The organism is Kribbella antibiotica (genome assembly GCF_004349055.1).
GTDB lineage: Bacteria > Actinomycetota > Actinomycetes > Propionibacteriales > Kribbellaceae > Kribbella > Kribbella antibiotica.
Map to the genome: position 1 here is coordinate 1 of NZ_SMKX01000167.1, position 18,237 is coordinate 18,237.

Sequence of the window (18,237 nt, forward strand, 5' to 3'; positions counted from 1 at the left end):
ATAAGAGACACCCCCAGACCCGCCCCCAGCCACGCCGATTCTGCAACAGCTCAGCGGCGTACTTCTCCGGCATCGCGCCCGGCAGGAGCAACGCCACGCAAAGCTGACCTGGCGGCTGGTTGCAGCCGACGGGTGGAGGGATTTAGGCTGGCAGCAGCGTCGCGTGCGGTGGCAGTCTGTGTCAGGCATGGAGGCGCCGAACCGAAGGAGCCGACGATGACATCGTCCCTCTCTTCGTTCTCGCGTGACTGAGCGCGAGACGACCAGGCTGGTTGCCTGGAGCAATGAACTGCGCCAGGTGCACCTCCGGATCCGCGATGCACTGGAAGTCACCCGGCAGGCCGTGCGCGACGGGACGGGACAGCAGGCGACGCGTGACCTGCTGCTCTACTGTCATGGATTCTGTGCCGCGCTCGACGGCCACCATCGGGGCGAGGACCGTGCGCTGTTCCCCGCCATCGAAGCCGCGCATCCGGACCTCGCGCCGGTACTGCGTGCGCTCGAACAAGACCACTCGATGATCTCGCACCTGCTGCAAGGTCTGCGCCAGGCAGTCGAACGATCGGCGACTCCCGATGAGCTCGACCGGCACCTCGAAGGCGTGGCCGCGATCATGGAGAACCATTTCCGCTATGAAGAGAAGCAGTTGCTGACAGTGCTGGAAAACCTCGAGCTGGACGCCGCCGTCAAGGAGGTCTTCGGCCCGCTATGAGGCCTGGTCGCGGGGCAGCTCGTAGCGGCAACTGCCGTCCGTGCTGACCCCGGGCTGTGGAGTCATGCCGAGACTACCGATCAGCGCGCGTGATCCGGCGTTGGCTTCGTCGCAGCCCGCTGTAACACGTGCCAGGCCGAGCTCTTCGAACAGGTAAGCCAGGAAGGTGGTTGCGGCCTCGTGACCGTAGCCCTGGCGATGGAAGGCCGGGGCGAACTGAAACCCGATATCGCCTTCCACCGCGGACGCCAGGTAGACACCGATATCGCCGATCAACTTCCCCGACGAGGTGTCCTGGACGGCGTACCCATGCCAGGCGCCGACTTCACGCTCACCCAACTCCGCCTGCGACGCCAGATACTCCGCTGCCTGCTCGACACTCATCGGCTCCCCGGGCAAGTACCGCCGTACCAGCGGGTCTGCTTGATAGGCATGGAAGTCGGCGAGATCATCCGGCTGGAACTGCCGGATGATCAGTCGGCGGGTGCTGAGATTCATTCCGCGACGGTACTGCTTGCCGGCCGAGCGCGGTGCACTGTTTTCAGCTGGCCAGCAGAGGCAGGCTTGCGTAGCCGCGGATGACTCGCGAATCTCGCCAGATCGGCGGATCCGCCGGGCGGTGGAGCTTCGGGAGTCTGGCCGCTAGTTCGGTGAAGGCGATCTCGGCCTCCAGCCTGGCCAGTGGGGCGCCCAGGCAGTAGTGGATGCCGCTTGAGAAGGCCAGGTGCTCGGCTTGCCGGGGGCGGGTGATGTCGAAGGTGGTGGGATTGCTGAAGACGGCGGGGTCCCGGTTGGCGGCTGCCAGGAGCAGCAGGATCCAACCGTCTTGGGATAGGTCGACGCCTGCGATCGATACCGGCTCGTGCGCGACGCGGCCCGTACTGTGCACCGGCGGCGCGTACCGCAGGACCTCCTCGACGGCGGCGGCCGCGCGCTCCGGCTCGGCCCGCAGCAGCTCCCATTGCTCCGGATGATCAAGCAGCGCGGCAATGCCGTTGCCGATCAGGTTGACGGTCGTCTCGAACCCGGCGATGAGCAGCAGCCTTGCCGTGGTGTGCAGCTCGTACGGCGTGATGCCGTCCGGCGAGGCGGCGACCAGGTAGCTGATCACGTCGTCGCCCGGACGTGCCTTCTTCAGCGGGATGAGCTCGCTGAACAGTTCGTAGAGTTCGGCGTTCGCGGCGGCCAGCGCGGCTGCTTCGGCCGGACCGTTGATGCCCGACAGCGCCGAACCGACGACGGTGCCGTGCTGGGACAGCCGGTCGACGTCCGCGTCCGGGATGCCCATCAGCGTGGTGATGACACCGATCGGGAGCGGTGCGGCGAAGTCGGCGATCAGGTCGAACGGACGGTCCGGCTCGGCCGCGGCCCGGCGTTCGATGCCGGTGATCAGGTCGCGGGTGAAGTCCGCGATCCGCTCGGCGTAACCGGCCATCATCTTCGGCCGGAAGGCCGGCGCCGCGAGTCGCCGCAACCGGGTGTGGTCCGGTGGCTCGCGGTCGAGGAATCCGAGGTCGAGGGTGTTGCCCGAGGTGTCCTCCGAGGTCGGCGCCGGGTCGCCGACCGGCCGGATTCCGAAGCGCCGATCCCGGAGGACCGCGTTGCAGACGGCGTAATCGGTCGTCACCCACTCCGGCGCGGAACCGACGATCGGTCCGTCGGCCCGGAGCCGCTCGTACATCGGGAACGGGTCTTCCGGGCCGGATCGGGCCCAGAACTCGTCAAGCACAGCAGTCATTGCGTCAGCACTCCTCCGGTGAAGGTCGACAGGACCAGATCGGGCGCGTCCCGCGGTGCGAGCCACCCGCCTTGGACCAGCTCCCAGGCGGTGAACATCAGCGCATGCAGGGATCGGACGAGCCACCAGTCGGGTACGCCGGGACGCACGCCCCCGGCGCCGGCGACGATCGCGGCGATCGGCGCGGTCAGGGCATCGGTCCTGGCCGTGATGGAGTCGTCCGCGAAGACTTCGGGTTGCGCCGTCAGCAACGTCAAATAGGCGCCGAACGGCAGCAGATCGACGACCATCCGGCGCAGCGGATCAGGATCGTCCGGCGCGGCAGCGACCACCGCCTCGCTGATGTCGAGCGCCCGCGACGCCACGCCGACCAGCAGATCGTGCCGAGTCGCGAACTGCTTGTGCAGCGTGGTCCGGCCGATTCGCGCGGCCAGGGCGATCTGCCCCAGCGAGGCGGCCGGATCCTTGGCGAGAACCGCCGCGGCCGTATCGAGAACCTGCTCGGGCGTCGCAGCACCCGTCGTACCGGGCAGTGACTGTGCAGGAACCACGCGAACACTCATGTTCGCGAAGGTACAGTGCTGTTCGCGCCAGCGAAAGGGTTCGGGCGGGAAAGGACGGCGGGTCAGGCGGCCCGCGAGGGCACGACCACGCGAGCGCTGACTCGCCATCCGTCCGCTGTCCGCACCACCTCGTCCTCGTACACGACTGTGCCCGCCCGGCCGTCCGCCATCACTGAGAGCCCTTTTGAGCGGACCCGGGCGCGGTCGTCGAGATCAGGGACGGCCGTGACGATCACGTTGGTGACGTGATGCCCGGCGGGCTGGTCACCGGGCGCCGAGCTGAAGAGTTCGATGAGGGCAGGCAGTCCCTGGACGATTCCCAGGCCATAAGCAGTCACGTCGTACGACGCGTCCGGCGTCAGGAGGAGTCCGAGTTCGTCGGACCGCCGGTCGTCGGCGAGATGTCCGTGCAGTGAAACCAGTTCGTGAATGGCCAGCCGGTCTTCGGTAGTCAGTGGCATCGGCGCTCCTGGGCGGTCGTGGGGGAGGATGAGGACGATGACTGATCCTAAACGGGGCGAGCGCCCCGCTTCAACCGGTCCGCGCCGGGCCGACGCCGTCGCCAATCGCGCCAAGGTGGTGGCCGCGGCCCGGGAGGCGTTTGTGGCGGCGGGGCTCGGCGTGTCCCTCGATGAGATCGCCAGGCGGGCCGGCGTCGGCGCGGGCACGGTTCACCGGCATTTCCGGACCAAGGCCGAGTTGGTCGACACGGTCCTCGCCGCAGCGGTGGAGGACCTTCTGGTCGCGGCAAATTCGGCTGCCGCGTCCGCCGACGACGCAGGCGGTGCGCTGCGGGACTTTCTGGTGCGGCTGGTCACCGAGGGGGCGGAGGTCCATGAGCTCGCCGCACGATTGCAGGCTGGTGCCCGCAACGTCGAAGGGCCGGTTGCCGAACTTGATCGCGCGATGGGTCTACTGCTGTCCCGCGCTCGCGCAGCCGGGGCCGTCGATCGCGACATTGACGAGCGCGACCTGGCGGCGATCGTTGCCGCCGCCCACGCGGCGTACGTCCATCCCGCGGGCGGCGAACGTGCCATGAGACTCGTGTTGCGAGCGCTCGACTAGGTTTTTGCGGAGTCGAACATTTGTTCTAGTATGGCGGCAGGAGGTCGCCATGGGGTACAACAATCCGCCGGTGAAGTGGTCGGAGCTTGAGCGCAAGCTCTCCGACCGGTCGCGGCCGGGCAGTCATGGCGGGCGGCCGGTGACGGCGGATGGTGGGGACAGTCCTGCTTGGTCGCAGCATCGGGGGCCCTATGTGCCCTCGGAAGATTTGCCGTCGAAGGTTGAGCGGGGCGAGTCTTCGGTGGCTTATGCGGAGTTGCATGTGCACTCGAACTACTCGTTCCTGGACGGGGCTTCGCAGCCGGAGGAGCTGGTGGAGACTGCGGTTCGGCAGGGGCTGCATGCGCTGGCGTTGACGGATCATGACGGGTTCTACGGGGCGGCCAGGTTTGCGGAGGCGGCGGCGGCCTACAAATTGCCGACGGTGTTCGGGGCGGAGCTGTCGCTCGGGCTGACCGGTCCGCAGAACGGGGTGGCTGATCCGGAGGGGAGTCACCTGCTGGTGCTTGCCGAGGGGCAGGAGGGGTATCACCAGCTGGCCGGGGCGATCACCGAGGCGCAGTTGGCCGGTGGGGAGAAGGGGCGGCCGGTCTATCACCTGGAGGAGCTGGCGAAACGCGGGTCGAGCTGGGTGGTGCTGACCGGGTGCCGCAAGGGGCTGGTGCAGCAAGGGCTGGCGCGCGGTGGGCCGGCGGTGGCCGGGGAGGAGCTGGATCGGCTGACGCATCTGTTCGGCAAGGATCGAGTGGTGGTGGAGCTGACCGATCACCATCTGCCGGCCGACACCACACGCAACAAGATCCTTGCTGGGCTGGCGGCTGACAGGGGTCTACCGATCGTTGCCACCAACAACGTTCACTACGCGACCCCGTCGAAACACAAGCTGGCCGCCGCGCTGGCGGCGGTCCGTGCTCGCCGTGACCTCGACGCGATGGACGGCTGGCTACCACCCAGCGGGATGGCGTTCCTGCGCACTGGCGAAGAGATGGCCTACCGCTTCCGCCGGTACGACGATGCTGTCGCCCGATCAGTCACGCTTGCCGACCAGCTCGCCTTCGACCTCGGTCGGGCCAAACCGAAGCTGCCGTTGCGTGATGTGCCGGAGGGGCATGATCCGGACAGCTGGCTGGAGCACGTCACGATGGAGGGAGCTGCCCGGCGGTATGGGACACGCAAACAACGACCGGATGCGTACGAGCGGCTGAAGCGGGAGCTGGCCGTGATCAAGGCGAAGGGCTTCCCGGGATACTTCCTGATCGTTCACGACATCGTCAGCTTCGCCCACCGGGAAGGAATCCTCTGCCAGGGTAGGGGATCGGCGGCGAACTCGGCGGTCTGTTACGCGCTCGGGATCACCGCGGTGGACAGCATCCTGTACGACCTGCCGTTCGAGCGGTTCCTCGCCTCGACCCGGGCCGAGGAGCCGGATATCGACGTCGACTTCGACTCCGACCGGCGCGAAGAGGTGATCCAGTACGTCTACGACAAGTACGGCCGCCGGAATGCCGCCCAGGTGGCGAATGTGATCTCCTACCGCCCCAAGTCCGCCGTACGGGATGTTGCCAAGGCGCTGGGGTATTCGGTCGGTCAGCAGGACGCGTGGTCGAAGCAGGTGGACGGCTGGAGCCCTGAGATCACGTCGACCGAGCACGACATTCCGCCGCGGGTGGTGACGATGGCGACCGCGCTGCTGAAGTTCCCGCGGCATCTGGGCATCCACTCCGGTGGCATGGTGCTGACCGAGCGGCCGGTCGGTGAGGTGGTGCCGATCGAGCATGCCCGCAAGGAGAAACGCACCGTTCTGCAATGGGACAAGGACGACTGTGCGTGGATGGGGCTGGTGAAGTTCGACCTGCTCGGGCTCGGGATGCTGGCCGCGCTGCAGTACTGCCTGGACATGGTGCGCGACGAGCTGGGGGAGTCCTGGCAGCTGCACAACATCCCGAAGGAGGAAGCCGGGGTCTACGACCAGCTGTGCCGGGCCGACTCGGTGGGCGTGTTCCAGGTCGAGTCGCGGGCCCAGATGGCGACGCTGCCGCGGCTGAAACCGCGCCGGTTCTACGACCTGGTCACCGAGATCGCGCTGATCCGCCCCGGCCCGATCCAGGGCGGCGCCGTCCATCCGTACATCCGCCGCCGGACCGGCGAGGAGCCGATCACCTACCTGCACCCGAAGCTGGAGCCGGTGCTGCAGCGGACTCTCGGCGTGCCGCTGTTCCAGGAGCAGCTGATGCAGATGGCGATGGCGGTCGGCGAGATCGACGGCGACGAGGCCGACCTGCTGCGCCGCGCGATGGGCTCCAAACGCGGCGTCGAGAAGATCTCGTCCCTCAAGGCCAAGCTGTACGCCGGGATGGAGCGCAACGGGATCGAGGGCGACCTGGCCGACGAGATCTACGCCAAGATCGAAGCCTTCGCGAACTTCGGGTTCGCCGAGTCGCACTCGATCAGCTTCGCCCTCCTCGTCTACTCGAGCACCTGGCTGCGGTTGCACTACCCGGGCGCCTTCCTGGCCGCGCTGCTGCGAGCCCAGCCGATGGGGTTCTACTCACCGCAGTCCCTGGTCGCCGACGCGCGCCGCCACGGTGTCGAGGTGCGGCGTCCTGATCTGGAGCGGTCCGGGATCGAGGCCAAGCTGGAGCTGCTGGTCGACGGCCAGGAGCTGACCGGCCCGACGGGATCACCGGGCTGCCTGAAGGATCCGCAACCGCCGGTCGGACCGTTCGATCTGTCGAAGCCATTCGATTCGAGCGAACACCGGCGCGACGGCGCTTTCGCCGTCCGGCTTGGATTGTCGGAGGTCCGGACGGTGGGGAAGAAGGGCGCGACGCTGATCGTCGAGGAGCGCGAGCAGGGTGGCGATTATCGCGATATGGCCGACCTGGTCCGCCGTACCGGGATCACTGCCGCGCAGGTCGAGGCGCTGGCCACGGCCGGGGTGTTCGACTGCTTCGGGCTGGACCGGCGGCAGGCCTTGTGGGAGGCCGGACGAGCCGCCGAGGAGCGCCCGGACCGGCTGCCCGGCGTCTCCGCCGCCGGAGCGCCACCCACCCTGCCCGGCATGAGCGACATCGAGACCGACATGGCCGACCTCTGGTCCACCTCGATCACCGCCACCAGCCACCCGATGCAGCGCGTCCGCGACCAGCTCCGCGCCGAAGGCATCCTGTCGGCCGCGCAACTCCGCGAGGTCCCCGACGGCACCCGCGTCCGCGTCGCCGGCGTGGTCACCCACCGCCAACGCCCCGCCACCGCCTCCGGCGTCACCTTCATGAACCTCGAAGACGAAACCGGCATGGCCAACATCATCGTCACCAAAGGCTGCTGGCACCGGCATGCCGCCGTCGCCCGCAACGCCACCGCCCTCATCATCCGCGGCCGCGTCGAACGCGCCGGCGAAGTCACCAACCTCTCCGCCGACTCCCTCGAACGCCTTCCCCTGGCCACCCGTACGCCGTCGCGCGACTTCCGCTGATCAAGCACAGTCGTTGATGAAGCACAGTCGTTGGCTGTGGGGTTGGGGTGAGCGAAAAAGCCACAACAAGTCAGCGGCGATAGATGGTCAGCTCGGACATGTTAGTGTAGCTGGACGCGGCGAAGTTCAACGACTGTGCTGGAACCGCCGTACCGCCGGAAGCGTTGTCGTGCTCCCAGTTCGCATGGTGGAGGTTCGGCTCGCCGATGGTCTGGAAGAACTGCTGGAAGTTGATGTCGCCGTCGCCGAGCGGGACCATGTCGTACCCGTCCGGAACGGCCGCGTTGCGGTCGCCGTCCTTGGCGTGGAACAACGGGAACCGGGTGGTGCGCGGGGCCACGGTCAGGATCGGGTCGAACAGGTCGGTCTGCTGGTTGCCTCGCCAGTCGGTGTACGTCCGGTGCTTGAACCGGGCCACGTACGCCCAGAAGATGTCCATCTCGAAGAACACGTAGCGAGGGTCGGCCTTGTCGAAGAAGTACTCCAGCCGGCGCACCCCGGACGACCGGGTCGGTTTGCCTGCCGCGTCCAAGGGGCCGGTGTCCAGCAGGAAGCTGTAGGCAGTGTCGTGATTGTGGGTGTACAGCCGCAGGCCACGCGCCTTGGCGCGACGGCCCAGTTCGTTCCAGACATCGGCGGCGGCGTCCCAGTCGGCTTTGTACGCGCTGTTCGTGGGGTCGCCGCCGGTGCCGATGTGCTTCATGCCCAACTCCTGGGCGATGTCCATCTGCTGCTCGAACGTGTCCGGGCTGATCTGGGTATGGGTTCCGTTCGCGATCAGCCCGTTGTCATCGAGGATCTTCCGGATCTCCTTGGGCGTGATCTGCCGGCCAAGGATCGCGGTGTTCTGGGTGTAGCCGGCGAACTCGACCTCCTTGTAGCCGATCTCGGCCAGCCGGGCCAGCACCCGTTCGAATCCGTACGGCACGCCGCTGGTGTCCGGCGCCGCGCCGATCCGGTCGCGGACGCTGTACAGGATGATCCCGCGATGACGGGACGGGATCAGCGGCTCGGCCCGCAGGCCACCACCGTGGCCACGGTCGCCGCCGGTGGCGAACGCCGGAGCTCCGGTGGCCAGAACCGGCAGTCCGGCCGCGCCGAGCGCGGCAGCGGCGCTTGCGGAGGCCGTGAGTACGTTGCGACGGGTGAATCTGGCCGGAGCCTGCTCTTCCTTGTCGTGCATGGAGTCACGCCTTTCTCACCACGGAGGGCGCCGTGGATGGCTCGTACCTCGGAAGGAGGTGTGCCGCAGGCGACTGCGGCCGACTGGGGCGGGAAGGAGTCGACGGTGTTGGGTACTCGTGACAGAGTCAGGAAAACCTTTACAGAGGCGCGCCGAAGTTTCTACTGGTCGCAAGACATATCTCAGATAGCCCCACGAAGCAGCTGCAACGAACGGGCTTCCGGCTGCGTCTAGGGTGGGAGGTGATGACGATGAAGCTACGGTTCGGTACGGCGCTGGTGGCGAGTGCTGCCGCGATGCTGGTTTTGGTTGCTTGTGGCAATGAATCTGGAGCGGGAGGAGCCCCGACTGTGAATCCGTCCGAGAGCGGTTCGAGTGTGCCGACGCCGGGTGGTGCGGCGCCGACCGGGACTCCCGGTGGTACGGCGGTGGAGCAGGCGACCGCGGATCTGGTCAAGAAGCTGGGTGTGCAGGCGGCCGGGGTAAAGGTCGTTTCGGCCGAGGAGATCACCTGGTCGGACGGGAGTTTGGGCTGTCCGGAGGAGGGGATGCGGTACACGCAGGCCCTGATCAACGGGATGCGGATCATCCTTGAGGCGGACGGCAAGAAGTACGAATACCACTCGGGTGGGTCGCGCGCGCCGTTCCTGTGTGAGAACCCCCAGGCCCGCTGATTTCAGGTCGCCGGTGCGCCCTGCGTCAATTAAGTTGAGTGCAGGGAGACCGCCGGGAGGCGGCTTGGGCTGGGGGGCTGGATGGCGATATTTCTGTTGCTGGTGGCTGCCGGGGTTTCGATCACCGGACTGATCAGCGACAACGACGGGCTGCTCAAGGTCGGATGGGTGATCTGGGCGTTCGGGCTGCTCGGGCTGCTGCTGCGCAAGCTGCGCGGCAAACGGAAGTTCCGCACCGTCGAGGAGGCCCAGACGGCCGCCGACGCGGGCAATACGCACGCGCTGCGGTCGCTGGCATCGGTCGCGAAGCTGAACGGCGACCTGGTCGAGTGCGAGCGACTGCTGCTGCTCGCCGTCGACAAGGGTGACGTCGAAGCGATGTGGGATATGGGCCGGCTGTACGACTTACGCGACGGCGACCTCGTGGCCGCCGAGCCCTGGTTCCGGATGGCGGCCGAGCACGGCCACTTCTTCGCCAAGCGTCTCTTCCGTTCCGGGCACGCCCTCAACATGGACGGCACGACTCCACTGTGAACAGGACAGGCGCTGTGGCGGGGATCTTGGCGTTCGTCACGTTGACGCTGGCAGTGGTGTCGAACGTCGTCCAGTTGATCACCGGGAACAGCATCTTTCTGTGGATCTGTGCCGGGCTCTATCCCATCGGCCTGATCTTCGGCGCACTCGAGTGGGCGGAGCGGCGGGCGCGATTTCGGACACCGGTCGGCGCGAATGTCGCCGAGGTCCGGGAGCTCGGGCTGGAAGCCAGAGGTGCCGGTGACAAGAAGGCGGCCGAGCGGCTGCTGCAGGTGGCCGCGGAGCGGGGTGACGTCGAGGCGATGTGGCAGCTGGCGACGGTGCTCCTGGAGCGGGATGGTCGCGCCGCCCAGCCGTGGCTCGAGCGAGCTGCCGCGAAGGGCCATCCGATGGCTCAGATGTTCCTGAACCCCGGGAACTGACGGCCAGAAAAAAGTTTTGAAAGTGGGTGTATCACCGGTCCGGCGTGCGGACTCCGCACTATGGAACGTCGTTGTGGTGCCTCCGGGGGGAGGGCAGGACGACGGCCTCCGTGGGGGGAGGGGCTGACGCGGTGTGCGAGGAGTTTCGGTGGTCAGGCCGAAGCTTCTCGGCACCGCGTCAGTGCGTGCTGCCGGTCCCTGCCAACTCACCTGACTGAGCTGGCAGGGACCGGCTTGATTAGGGCGTGCTGTTGAGCGCGTCGCCCGGCTTGAGGATCGGCCCGACACCCGGGATCGCCTGCCCGAGGGCGTAAGCGAGTAGACCGTCGGCGGCCTGCAGGGCGTTCTCGCCGGTGCGCGACATCCGGCCGGCGATCAAACCGGCCACGAGCGGCGTGGAGAACGACGTACCGCTCCAGCGGGCCATCTCGGCGTAGTGCCGCACCTCGCCGGTGTGTGGCGGCTCGGTGCAGTGGTATTCGCCGGTCAGGAACGCGTTGGTCAGGTTCTCGCCCGGCGCGTAGACGTCGACCCAGCTGCCGAAGTTGCTGAACCCCGCCCGTGCAGTCTCGGCCTCGTCGAGGGCGCCGACACCGACGGTCTCCGGGAAGGCGGCCGGCCAGAAGTAGTCGCGGGTCGACTCGTTCCCGGCCGCTGCGACCAGAACCAGACCGTTGACCCGATTCAGCCGGGACTCGATGAACACATCGAGCCCGAGCGGCGGCAGGTCGAACCTGGTCCGCGTGCCCGCCGACAGGCTGATGATGTCCGGCGCCAGATCCAGCACCTCGTCGAGCGCAGCTGCCAGATCGAACTCCCAGATCGCTCCGGCGTTGTCGAAGTAACTCTGTACGACAATCTCGGTCTCGATCGCCATCGACCGCAGCACCCCGGCGATGAACGTGCCATGACCGGCGTACGGCTTGATCAGCCCGGCCCCGTCGAACGCGCTCTCCAGCTCACCGGTCACGCCGTTCAGCCAGGAGGCCGACGGCGCGGGCGACCAACCGACATCCAGTACGACGACCTTCACGCCCTTGCCCGTGGTCGTCTTGTCGTCGATGTACGGCTTCGGCTCGGTGGCCTTGACCTCTTCAGGCTCAGTCGCCGGGCACGGGCTGCAGCTCGGTACGACGTAGAACAGGTGCTCGGGAGTGACGATGCCGCGCCCGAGCCGCAGGTCGGCGTATTTCAGGAACCGCTGGGTCGGGGACGGGTCCTCCGGCGCGCCCGGTGGCACCTTCGCCGGCAGCTTCAGCCGGGTGACCCCGCCGATGCCGCCCTCGCTCGCCGTACCGCCCTCGAAGAGCCGGATCACGCGCTCCAGGTCCTCGTCCCGGATCAGGACGAAGCCCGCGTGGTAGAGATAGTCCGCGCCGGTCTCCTGCCACTTGAGCGGGAAGACCTCGACGTTCTTGCCGAAACCCTTCAGGATGAGGTTGATCTGGGCGATGTACTTCTGGTCGCGCTCGCCGGCCGGTTGCTTGCCTTCGTCTGCCATGAAAACTGCGTCCCCCTCGAATCACTGAAATGGTCGAGTCAGATCGATATCATTCCACTCTGCCGGCGGACTGGGGGAGACTCGATGACGGTTGCACCGGAAGAATTGCTGCCGCTGGCCATGTCGCGTCCCCTCGACGCGATCGAGGCGGCGCGGTTGCTGCTTGCCGGCGGACCGCCCGCGGAGCCTGCCTCGTTCGCTCATCAGGCCACCGCGATCGCGTACCGGCAGCTCGGGGAGGTCGACACTGCGATCCGCGAGCTGCGGACGGCGCTCCGGCTTGCCGAGGAGTCGGGGCTGCCCGAGCGGGAGGCCGACGTCCTGGCCACGCTCGGCGCGACGCTCGGTCGTGCGGGCAAGAGCCGGGAGGGATTGACCCACCTGGATCGAGCTGTCGAGCTGAGCAAGGGTGCGCTGGCCGGTCGGGTCCTGTTGCGACGGGCTGATGTGCTCCTCGTCCTCGGGCGGTATCAGGAGGCGCTGGAGGATCTGCGGCTGGCGATCAGCCGGCTGCGGAAGTCCGGCGACCAGCTCTGGGAGGCGCGCTGCCGGAACTATCGCGGCGTCATCCAGATCGCATTGGGTGGGACGCGGCAGGCCAGCGACGACTTCGAGCAGGCAGGCCGGTTGTATGCCGCGCTCGGGCAGGACTTCGAGTACGCCGAGACTCGGCAGAACCGTGGCTGGGTCGCTTTTGTTCGGGGTGACCTGCCGGCGGCGCTGCAGTTCTTGGAAGAGGCCGCGCAGGGGTACGAAGGGGTCGGCGTGGTGTGGCCGGACCTGACGATCGATCGGTGTGCGGTGCTGATGGCGGCCGGATTGACCGCCGAGGCGCTCACCGAGGCGGACGAGGCGATCGGCCGGATGGAGACCAGCGGAGCCCCGGCGCCCAAACGTGCCGAGGTGCTGTTCACCGCGGCGAGCGCAGCGTTGGCGGCCGGTGATCCCGCAGCAGCGCAGGAGCGCGCCGAGCGGGCTCGACGATTGTTCTCCGCGCAACGGCGTTCGTGGTGGTCGGTTCGGGCCTCGATGCTGCAGCTGGAGGCTCGCTTCCGATCAGGCGAACGCGGCCCACAGTTGCTGCGCCAGGTGGTCCGGACCGCGGCCAGGCTCGACGAATTCGGTACGTCGGAAGCGGCGGCAGCCCATTTGCTCGCGGGACGGCTGGCCTTGGCCGAGGGTCGTCAGCGGACCGCGGATCGGCAGCTCGAGCTGGCCGGCCGGTTATCGAAGAATGTTCCGCCGCCGGTGCGTAGTGCTGCCTGGCTCGGCCGTGCGTTGCGGGCCGAGGCTCGTGGTGAGGTGAAGCGGATGCTGACCGCGTGTGGCCGCGGTCTTGAGACGCTCGACGAATACCGCTTGATGATGGGTGCGACCGAGCTGCGTGCCCGCGCCACCGGCCATGGTGCCGAGCTCGCCGACCTGGCGCTGCGTGAGGCGCTACGCCACGACGACGTTCGCGGCCTGCTCACCTGGGCCGAGCGCTGGCGCGCCACCGCATTGACAGTCCCGTCGGTGCGCCCACCCGACGACGAGCAGCTGATCCGCGACCTCGCCCAGTTGCGCGACGTCGTCGGCCGCCTCGAGTCCACCCCCGAGTCCATTCGCCCGGCGTCCCTCGAACGTGACCGCCGCCGCCTCGAAGCAGCGGTCCGCGAGCGAGCTTTACGGGCCCAAGGCAACAATTCGGGCGATCCTGAAAGCGGCTTCGAGATCGCCGAGCTGCAGGCGGAGCTCGGCGACACAGCGCTGGTTGAGCTGATTGCTGTCGGCGGGACGCTGCATGCGGTGGTTGCTGCCGGTGGGGAGCTGACGCGGTACGAGGTGGGTCCGTTAGCGGCTGCTGCGATCGAGGTCGAGCGATCGCGGTTCCGGTTGCGGTGGTTGGCGCACGGGCGGTCGCGGACCGGGCCGTCGTTGGAGGTTTTGGGCGCGAGATTGGGCGACGCGATCCTGGGGCCCGTGCAGAAGGTGCTGGGCGACCGCGCCGTCGTGATGGTGCCGCCGGCGAGTCTGCAGGCGGTTCCTTGGGCGCTCATCCCGGCGCTCGCTGACCGGCCGGTGAATGTTGTGCCGTCGGCGGCCATGTGGTTGCGGGCGCGGCGATTGCGGCCGCCTTCGGATCGCCGGGTCGTGCTGGTGCTCGGGCCGGGGCTGACCGCCGGGCGCGCGGAGATCAACCGGCTGACTGAGCAGTACCCGGACGCCGTCGTACTGCGGGATGGCACAGCCACGGCGGAACGCGTGCTGAAGGAATTGGACGGCGCCTGGATCGCACATATCGCCGCGCACGGCACGTTCCGGGCGGACAGTCCGCTGTTCTCCTCACTGCGGCTCGATGACGGGCCGCTGACCGTGTATGACTTCGAGCGGCTGCGGCGAGCGCCGTACCGGCTGGTGTTGTCGAGTTGCGACTCCGGGCTGGCCAAGCCGGTCGGTGCCGACGAGCTGCTCGGGCTGACCAGCAGCCTGGTCCCGCTGGGCGCGGCCGGCATCCTCGCGAGTGTCGTGCCGGTCAATGATCCCGCTACGGTTCCCTTGATGACCGCTTTGCACGATCATCTGCAGGCGGGCCGAACACTGGCCGAGGCCTTCGCCCTCGCCCGGACGGCGGTGGGCACGGATCCGGTGGCGGATGCGGCCGGCCGGTCGTTCGTCGCGCTCGGCGCTTGAGTGATTGTTGTATCAACAGGCGACCCAGGTCGCTCCGAGGTTATATCGGGGGAAGGAGAAGGGGCATGCGGGACGATCCGGTCGTTGTCGCTCTGGTGAACAGGGCGGTCGACGGGGACAAGGGCGCGTGGGACGAACTGGTCGAGAGGTATGCACCGTTGATCTGGGGGATCGGACGCCGGTACCGGCTGACGCCTGCGGATATCGACGATGTCGGCCAGGGCGTCTGGTTGCGCCTGATCGAACACCTGCCCACCCTCCGGGAGCCCGCCGCTCTTCCCGGCTGGATCGCAACCACCACGCAACGGGAGTGTTTCCGCCTGCTGCGTGCGGCCAGCCGGGTCGACCCGGTCGACCCCGCCGAGCAGCGTGATGCGGTGGAGCCGGCCGTGGCGGAGGAGGAGGTGCTCCGGCATGAACAACGAACGATTGTGCGCAGCGCGTTCGGGCAACTGTCCCAGCGCTGTCAGTTGCTCTTGGCAATGATTACGAAGGACCCACCGACGCCGTACGACGAGATCAGCCGGCAGCTGGCGATGCCGGTGGGAAGTATCGGCCCGAACCGGGCGCGGTGCCTGGAGCGGCTGCGACGGACACCGGCGCTGGCCGGATTGGCCGACGACTCCGGAACAAACACGGGAAAAAGCACGGGAACGAGGAGGTGAGTGGGGTGACGGAGACCGACTGGAACGACGACGGCCAGCTGCTCGAGGTACTGCGCGATGCGCTGGTGACCGAGCAGGAGGTGCCACGCGCATTCGTCGAGGCAGGCAAGGCGGCTTTCGCCTGGCGGACCATCGATGCCGAACTGGCCGCGCTCACCTACGACTCGGCCTGGGCCGGCCTCGAGGCTGCCCCGGTCCGCTCGGCGGAGAGCGCGACGCTTCGGTCGCTGACGTTCGCCTCGGACGGCTGGACGATCGAGATCGAGCTCACCCCGGAGGGGCTGCTCGGCCAGCTCGACCCACCGGCCGCGGGCGAGATCACCGCGCGCACCGACTCCGGCGTACTGGCGACCGGACGGGTCGACGAGCTCGGCTTCGTCGTACTGAAGCCGCTGCCGAAGGTGCCCTACCGCCTGGTCTTCGTCGCGGACGACGGACCGACCATCCTGACCGGCTGGGTCACGCCGTAAGGCGAAGCCCAGCCGGTGCAGTGGGTGATGCTCAGCCCAGGTAGTCACGCCACGGGCCGGTGATGGCCAGCGTGATGCCCGGGTCCTGGATGTTGACGAAGAGCACCTTGCCGTCGGCCGAGAAGGCCGGCCCGGTGAACTCCGAGTCGTTCAGCTGGTTCCGGGCGATCGCGTAGGTCGGACCGCCCGGTACGGCGCTCAGCACGTGGCTGGCGGCCTGGCCGTCCTCGGCGAGGATCAGCGAACCCCACGGGGTGACGGTCACGTTGTCCGGGCCGTCGAAGTTGTAGTCCTGGTACTTGGCGTCCGCACCCTTGTTCGCGGCGGCGCTCTCCGGGAAGTAGGTGACGAGCTGGATGGTCTTGTTCTCGTAGTTGTAGAACCAGACCATGCCGTCGTGCGGGACGCCGTCGACCGGGACATCCGCCGTACCGGAGGCGGCGTACGAGTTCACGACGTACGCGCCGTGCTTGGTGCCGTAGACACCCTCGAACTTCTTGCCGCGGGTGATCTGGCCATCGGTGAACTGCTTGCGCACCGGGGTGGTGGCGGCGTCGCGGTCCGGAACCTTCACCCACGCGACCCGGAACGGACGCAGCAGCTGGGCTGAGGTCAGGTAGGCGACATCCGGGATCGGCTTGCCGTCGTCACCCAGGATGGCCAGCGCCTCGAGGGTGCCGAAGTCCTTGTCCTGCAGGTCCTTCCAGCTGCGCGAGCTCAGCTGGTACCCGCGCGGGGCGGACCAGCGGTAGAACGACCCGTTCGGGCCGGAGGCGTCCTCGGACAGGTAGATGTGCTCGCGGTCCTCGTCGATCGCCAGCGCCTCGTGGGCGTAGCGGCCGAGGGCCTTCAGCGGGACCGGGTGCGCGGTCTCGCCGTCGCCCCAGACCTCGAACACGTACCCGTGGTCCTTCAGCCGGGTGGTGCCGTTGGCCTTGCTCTCGGTCTCCTCGCACGTCATCCAGGTGCCCCACGGCGTGTGGCCGCCGGCGCAGTTGGTGAGGGTGCCGGAGATGGCGACCCACTCGCCGAGGTTCTTGCCGTTGCGGTCGACCGAGATGACGGTGCAGCCACCGGCTGCGCCGACGCCGGTGTCGTACACGGTGCCCGCGATCTGCGGTACGCCGAGGGCGCTGTTGCCGCTGATCTCGTGGTTCTGGATCAGTCGGTAGGCGTCGTGCCGGCCGCCGGGGAACACGGCGTTGCCGTCGTGCGCATCCGGTGTCGGCTGCCCGGACTTCAGCTTGGTCTCACCGGCCTTGGTGACGATCCGGTACTTGAATCCCGCCGGCAGCGCGAGCACACCGGCCGGGTCGTCCAGCAGCGGCGGGAACGGCTTGTGCTGCGGGAACGGCGAGTGGTGGCCGTGGGAAGCCGGCGTGGCCTCGGCCAGGGTCGGCATGGAACCAGCGGTGGCGAAACCGACACCGGCGGCCCCGGCAGCGGCGCCACGCAGGACGGAACGACGATCGACGGACATGGAGCTCCTTGGACGCTGTAAGCGGAACGTCTGATCCTCTCGTGGCGAGGACTGCCATTCGGCAAACGCAAGCTGAACAACGAGCGTCCTGGGGTGGCGTCGAGATGTTGTTTTCGCCGGTCATCGGCAGCGCGTGGTCGGCTCGTCGCCGGGAGCGAAAAAGTTAGGCCACCCTATACTCGCGCCTATGCTTGCGACTGTGCGAGGCGAGCGGATCGAAGCATGGGCGCGAACCCACTCGCACGCCGTCGATACCGCCCTCGCAGCTGTCCTGCTGGCGCTGGCCGTGGTCTTCGGCCGCGTGGTCCATGCCGAGGGCCCCTACTTCCTGTTCACCACGTTGTTGCTGGTTCCTTTAGTCGTACGACGACGCTGGCCGGTGTGGTGCTTGGCGGCGACCGCGCTTGTCGCGCTGGCGCAGTGGCTGACCGTCCGCGGCACAGTAGGCGCCGTACCGGCTGATGTCGCAGTGCCGCTGGCTGTTCATGCGGTTGCCGCCTACGGACCACGCTGGGCGAGCCGGGCTGGTCTGTTCGCTGGCTTGGTGGGTGCGGTGCTCGGCGGTGTGGAGTGGCCGCGGCTGCGGGAGTCGTTGGTGGCGCACCTGGTGATTGGTGCGTTCCTGGCGAGCATGGTGATCGCGGCGTGGGCTGTCGGCACTATGCAACGACTCCGTCGCTCGCAGGTCGACGCCCAACGTGAACTGGCAGTGCTGGCCGAAAGAGCCCGCATAGCTCGCGAAATGCACGACGTGGTTGCCCACTCCTTGGCCGTAGTAATAGCCCAAGCAGACGGAGGTAGGTACGCCGCCGCGGCTCCCGCCGTGGGAGATGGGGCGCGGGCTGAGGACACTGGTGTGGATGGGGCCGCGGCTGCTGTGGCGGCGCTGGAGACGATTGGTGCGTACGCTCGGCAGGCACTCGGGGATACCCGGCGGATCCTTGGTGTGCTGCGCGATGATCCACAGCAGCCGGTGGAGCCAGTGGCGGGCTTGGGGGATGTTGCTGAGCTGGTGGAGCGGGTGCGGGGGAGCGGATGGGATGTTGGCCTGGCGGTGGAGGTGGGGTCAGTGGACCCAGGGG

General features: G+C 68.0%; 17 protein-coding genes. 10 read left to right on the forward strand and 7 right to left on the reverse strand.

The features are described 5' to 3' along the window. Positions 1-244 precede the first annotated feature (244 nt). Entirely contained in the window at positions 245-712 is a 468-nt protein-coding gene (locus E1263_RS35960) for a hemerythrin domain-containing protein (RefSeq protein WP_132175729.1), read from the forward strand. Here E1263_RS35960 and E1263_RS35965 read toward each other — a convergent pair. The 4 genes from E1263_RS35965 to E1263_RS35980 all read right to left on the reverse strand — a co-directional run bounded on the left by E1263_RS35965 (position 707) and on the right by E1263_RS35980 (position 3,474). Further along, positions 707-1,210, reverse strand: a complete 504-nt coding sequence (locus tag E1263_RS35965; RefSeq protein ID WP_132175731.1) for a GNAT family N-acetyltransferase — start codon at positions 1,208-1,210, stop codon at positions 707-709. The two genes, E1263_RS35960 and E1263_RS35965, sit on opposite strands and share 6 nt — an antisense overlap. Positions 1,211-1,253: 43 nt before the next feature. Beyond that, on the reverse strand, positions 1,254-2,450 hold the full coding sequence (locus E1263_RS35970; protein WP_132175733.1) for a cytochrome P450: 1,197 nt from the start codon (positions 2,448-2,450) through the stop codon (positions 1,254-1,256). Next, positions 2,447-3,013 (reverse strand): TetR/AcrR family transcriptional regulator, encoded by a 567-nt coding sequence (locus E1263_RS35975; RefSeq protein WP_132175735.1) that lies wholly within the window; start codon positions 3,011-3,013, stop codon positions 2,447-2,449. Before E1263_RS35975 ends, E1263_RS35970 begins: the two co-directional genes overlap by 4 nt. A 62-nt stretch (positions 3,014-3,075) precedes the next feature. After that, positions 3,076-3,474, reverse strand: a complete 399-nt coding sequence (locus tag E1263_RS35980) for a nuclear transport factor 2 family protein (protein WP_132175737.1) — start codon at positions 3,472-3,474, stop codon at positions 3,076-3,078. Positions 3,475-3,511: 37 nt separating this feature from the next. Between E1263_RS35980 and E1263_RS35985 the strand changes: the two genes are divergently transcribed. After that, positions 3,512-4,078 (forward strand): TetR/AcrR family transcriptional regulator, encoded by a 567-nt coding sequence (locus tag E1263_RS35985; RefSeq protein ID WP_165956863.1) that lies wholly within the window; start codon positions 3,512-3,514, stop codon positions 4,076-4,078. A gap of 49 nt (positions 4,079-4,127) precedes the next feature. Further along, positions 4,128-7,553, forward strand: coding sequence for an error-prone DNA polymerase (locus E1263_RS35990; protein ID WP_132175741.1), 3,426 nt, complete (start codon positions 4,128-4,130; stop codon positions 7,551-7,553). A gap of 70 nt (positions 7,554-7,623) precedes the next feature. Here the strand turns inward: E1263_RS35990 and E1263_RS35995 are convergent, their stop codons facing one another. After that, entirely contained in the window at positions 7,624-8,736 is a 1,113-nt protein-coding gene (locus E1263_RS35995; RefSeq protein WP_132175743.1) for a sugar phosphate isomerase/epimerase family protein, read from the reverse strand. A 245-nt stretch (positions 8,737-8,981) separates the two neighbouring features. Between E1263_RS35995 and E1263_RS36000 the strand changes: the two genes are divergently transcribed. The 3 genes from E1263_RS36000 to E1263_RS36010 all read left to right on the forward strand — a co-directional run bounded on the left by E1263_RS36000 (position 8,982) and on the right by E1263_RS36010 (position 10,366). Next, positions 8,982-9,410, forward strand: a complete 429-nt coding sequence (locus E1263_RS36000) for a hypothetical protein (protein WP_132175745.1) — start codon at positions 8,982-8,984, stop codon at positions 9,408-9,410. Between the two features lie 81 nt (positions 9,411-9,491). Then, the gene (locus tag E1263_RS36005; RefSeq protein ID WP_132175747.1) at positions 9,492-9,944 is read left to right on the forward strand and encodes an SEL1-like repeat protein; all 453 of its coding nucleotides are present in this window, start codon (positions 9,492-9,494) and stop codon (positions 9,942-9,944) included. Positions 9,945-9,958: 14 nt separating this feature from the next. After that, entirely contained in the window at positions 9,959-10,366 is a 408-nt protein-coding gene (locus E1263_RS36010) for an SEL1-like repeat protein (RefSeq protein ID WP_132175749.1), read from the forward strand. A gap of 238 nt (positions 10,367-10,604) precedes the next feature. Here E1263_RS36010 and E1263_RS42980 read toward each other — a convergent pair whose 3' ends face one another. Beyond that, positions 10,605-11,867, reverse strand: coding sequence for a S8 family peptidase (locus E1263_RS42980; RefSeq protein ID WP_165956864.1), 1,263 nt, complete (start codon positions 11,865-11,867; stop codon positions 10,605-10,607). An 84-nt stretch (positions 11,868-11,951) separates the two neighbouring features. Between E1263_RS42980 and E1263_RS36015 the strand changes: the two genes are divergently transcribed. The 3 genes from E1263_RS36015 (at position 11,952) to E1263_RS36025 (ending at position 15,675) form a co-directional block, all read left to right on the forward strand. Further along, positions 11,952-14,540 (forward strand): CHAT domain-containing protein, encoded by a 2,589-nt coding sequence (locus tag E1263_RS36015; RefSeq protein ID WP_165956865.1) that lies wholly within the window; start codon positions 11,952-11,954, stop codon positions 14,538-14,540. Positions 14,541-14,605: 65 nt separating this feature from the next. After that, on the forward strand, positions 14,606-15,205 hold the full coding sequence (locus tag E1263_RS36020; protein WP_132175753.1) for an RNA polymerase sigma factor: 600 nt from the start codon (positions 14,606-14,608) through the stop codon (positions 15,203-15,205). Positions 15,206-15,210: 5 nt separating this feature from the next. Then, a complete protein-coding gene (locus E1263_RS36025) occupies positions 15,211-15,675 on the forward strand; it encodes a hypothetical protein (RefSeq protein ID WP_132175755.1) in 465 nt (154 codons plus the stop codon). A gap of 31 nt (positions 15,676-15,706) precedes the next feature. On the opposite strand, the gene E1263_RS36030 is transcribed toward E1263_RS36025, so the two are convergent. Next, a complete protein-coding gene (locus tag E1263_RS36030) occupies positions 15,707-17,155 on the reverse strand; it encodes an alkaline phosphatase PhoX (RefSeq protein WP_132175757.1) in 1,449 nt (482 codons plus the stop codon). A gap of 187 nt (positions 17,156-17,342) precedes the next feature. Between E1263_RS36030 and E1263_RS36035 the strand changes: the two genes are divergently transcribed. After that, positions 17,343-18,237: sensor histidine kinase (locus tag E1263_RS36035; RefSeq protein ID WP_202869223.1), on the forward strand; the 895-nt coding region annotated here is incomplete at its 3' end.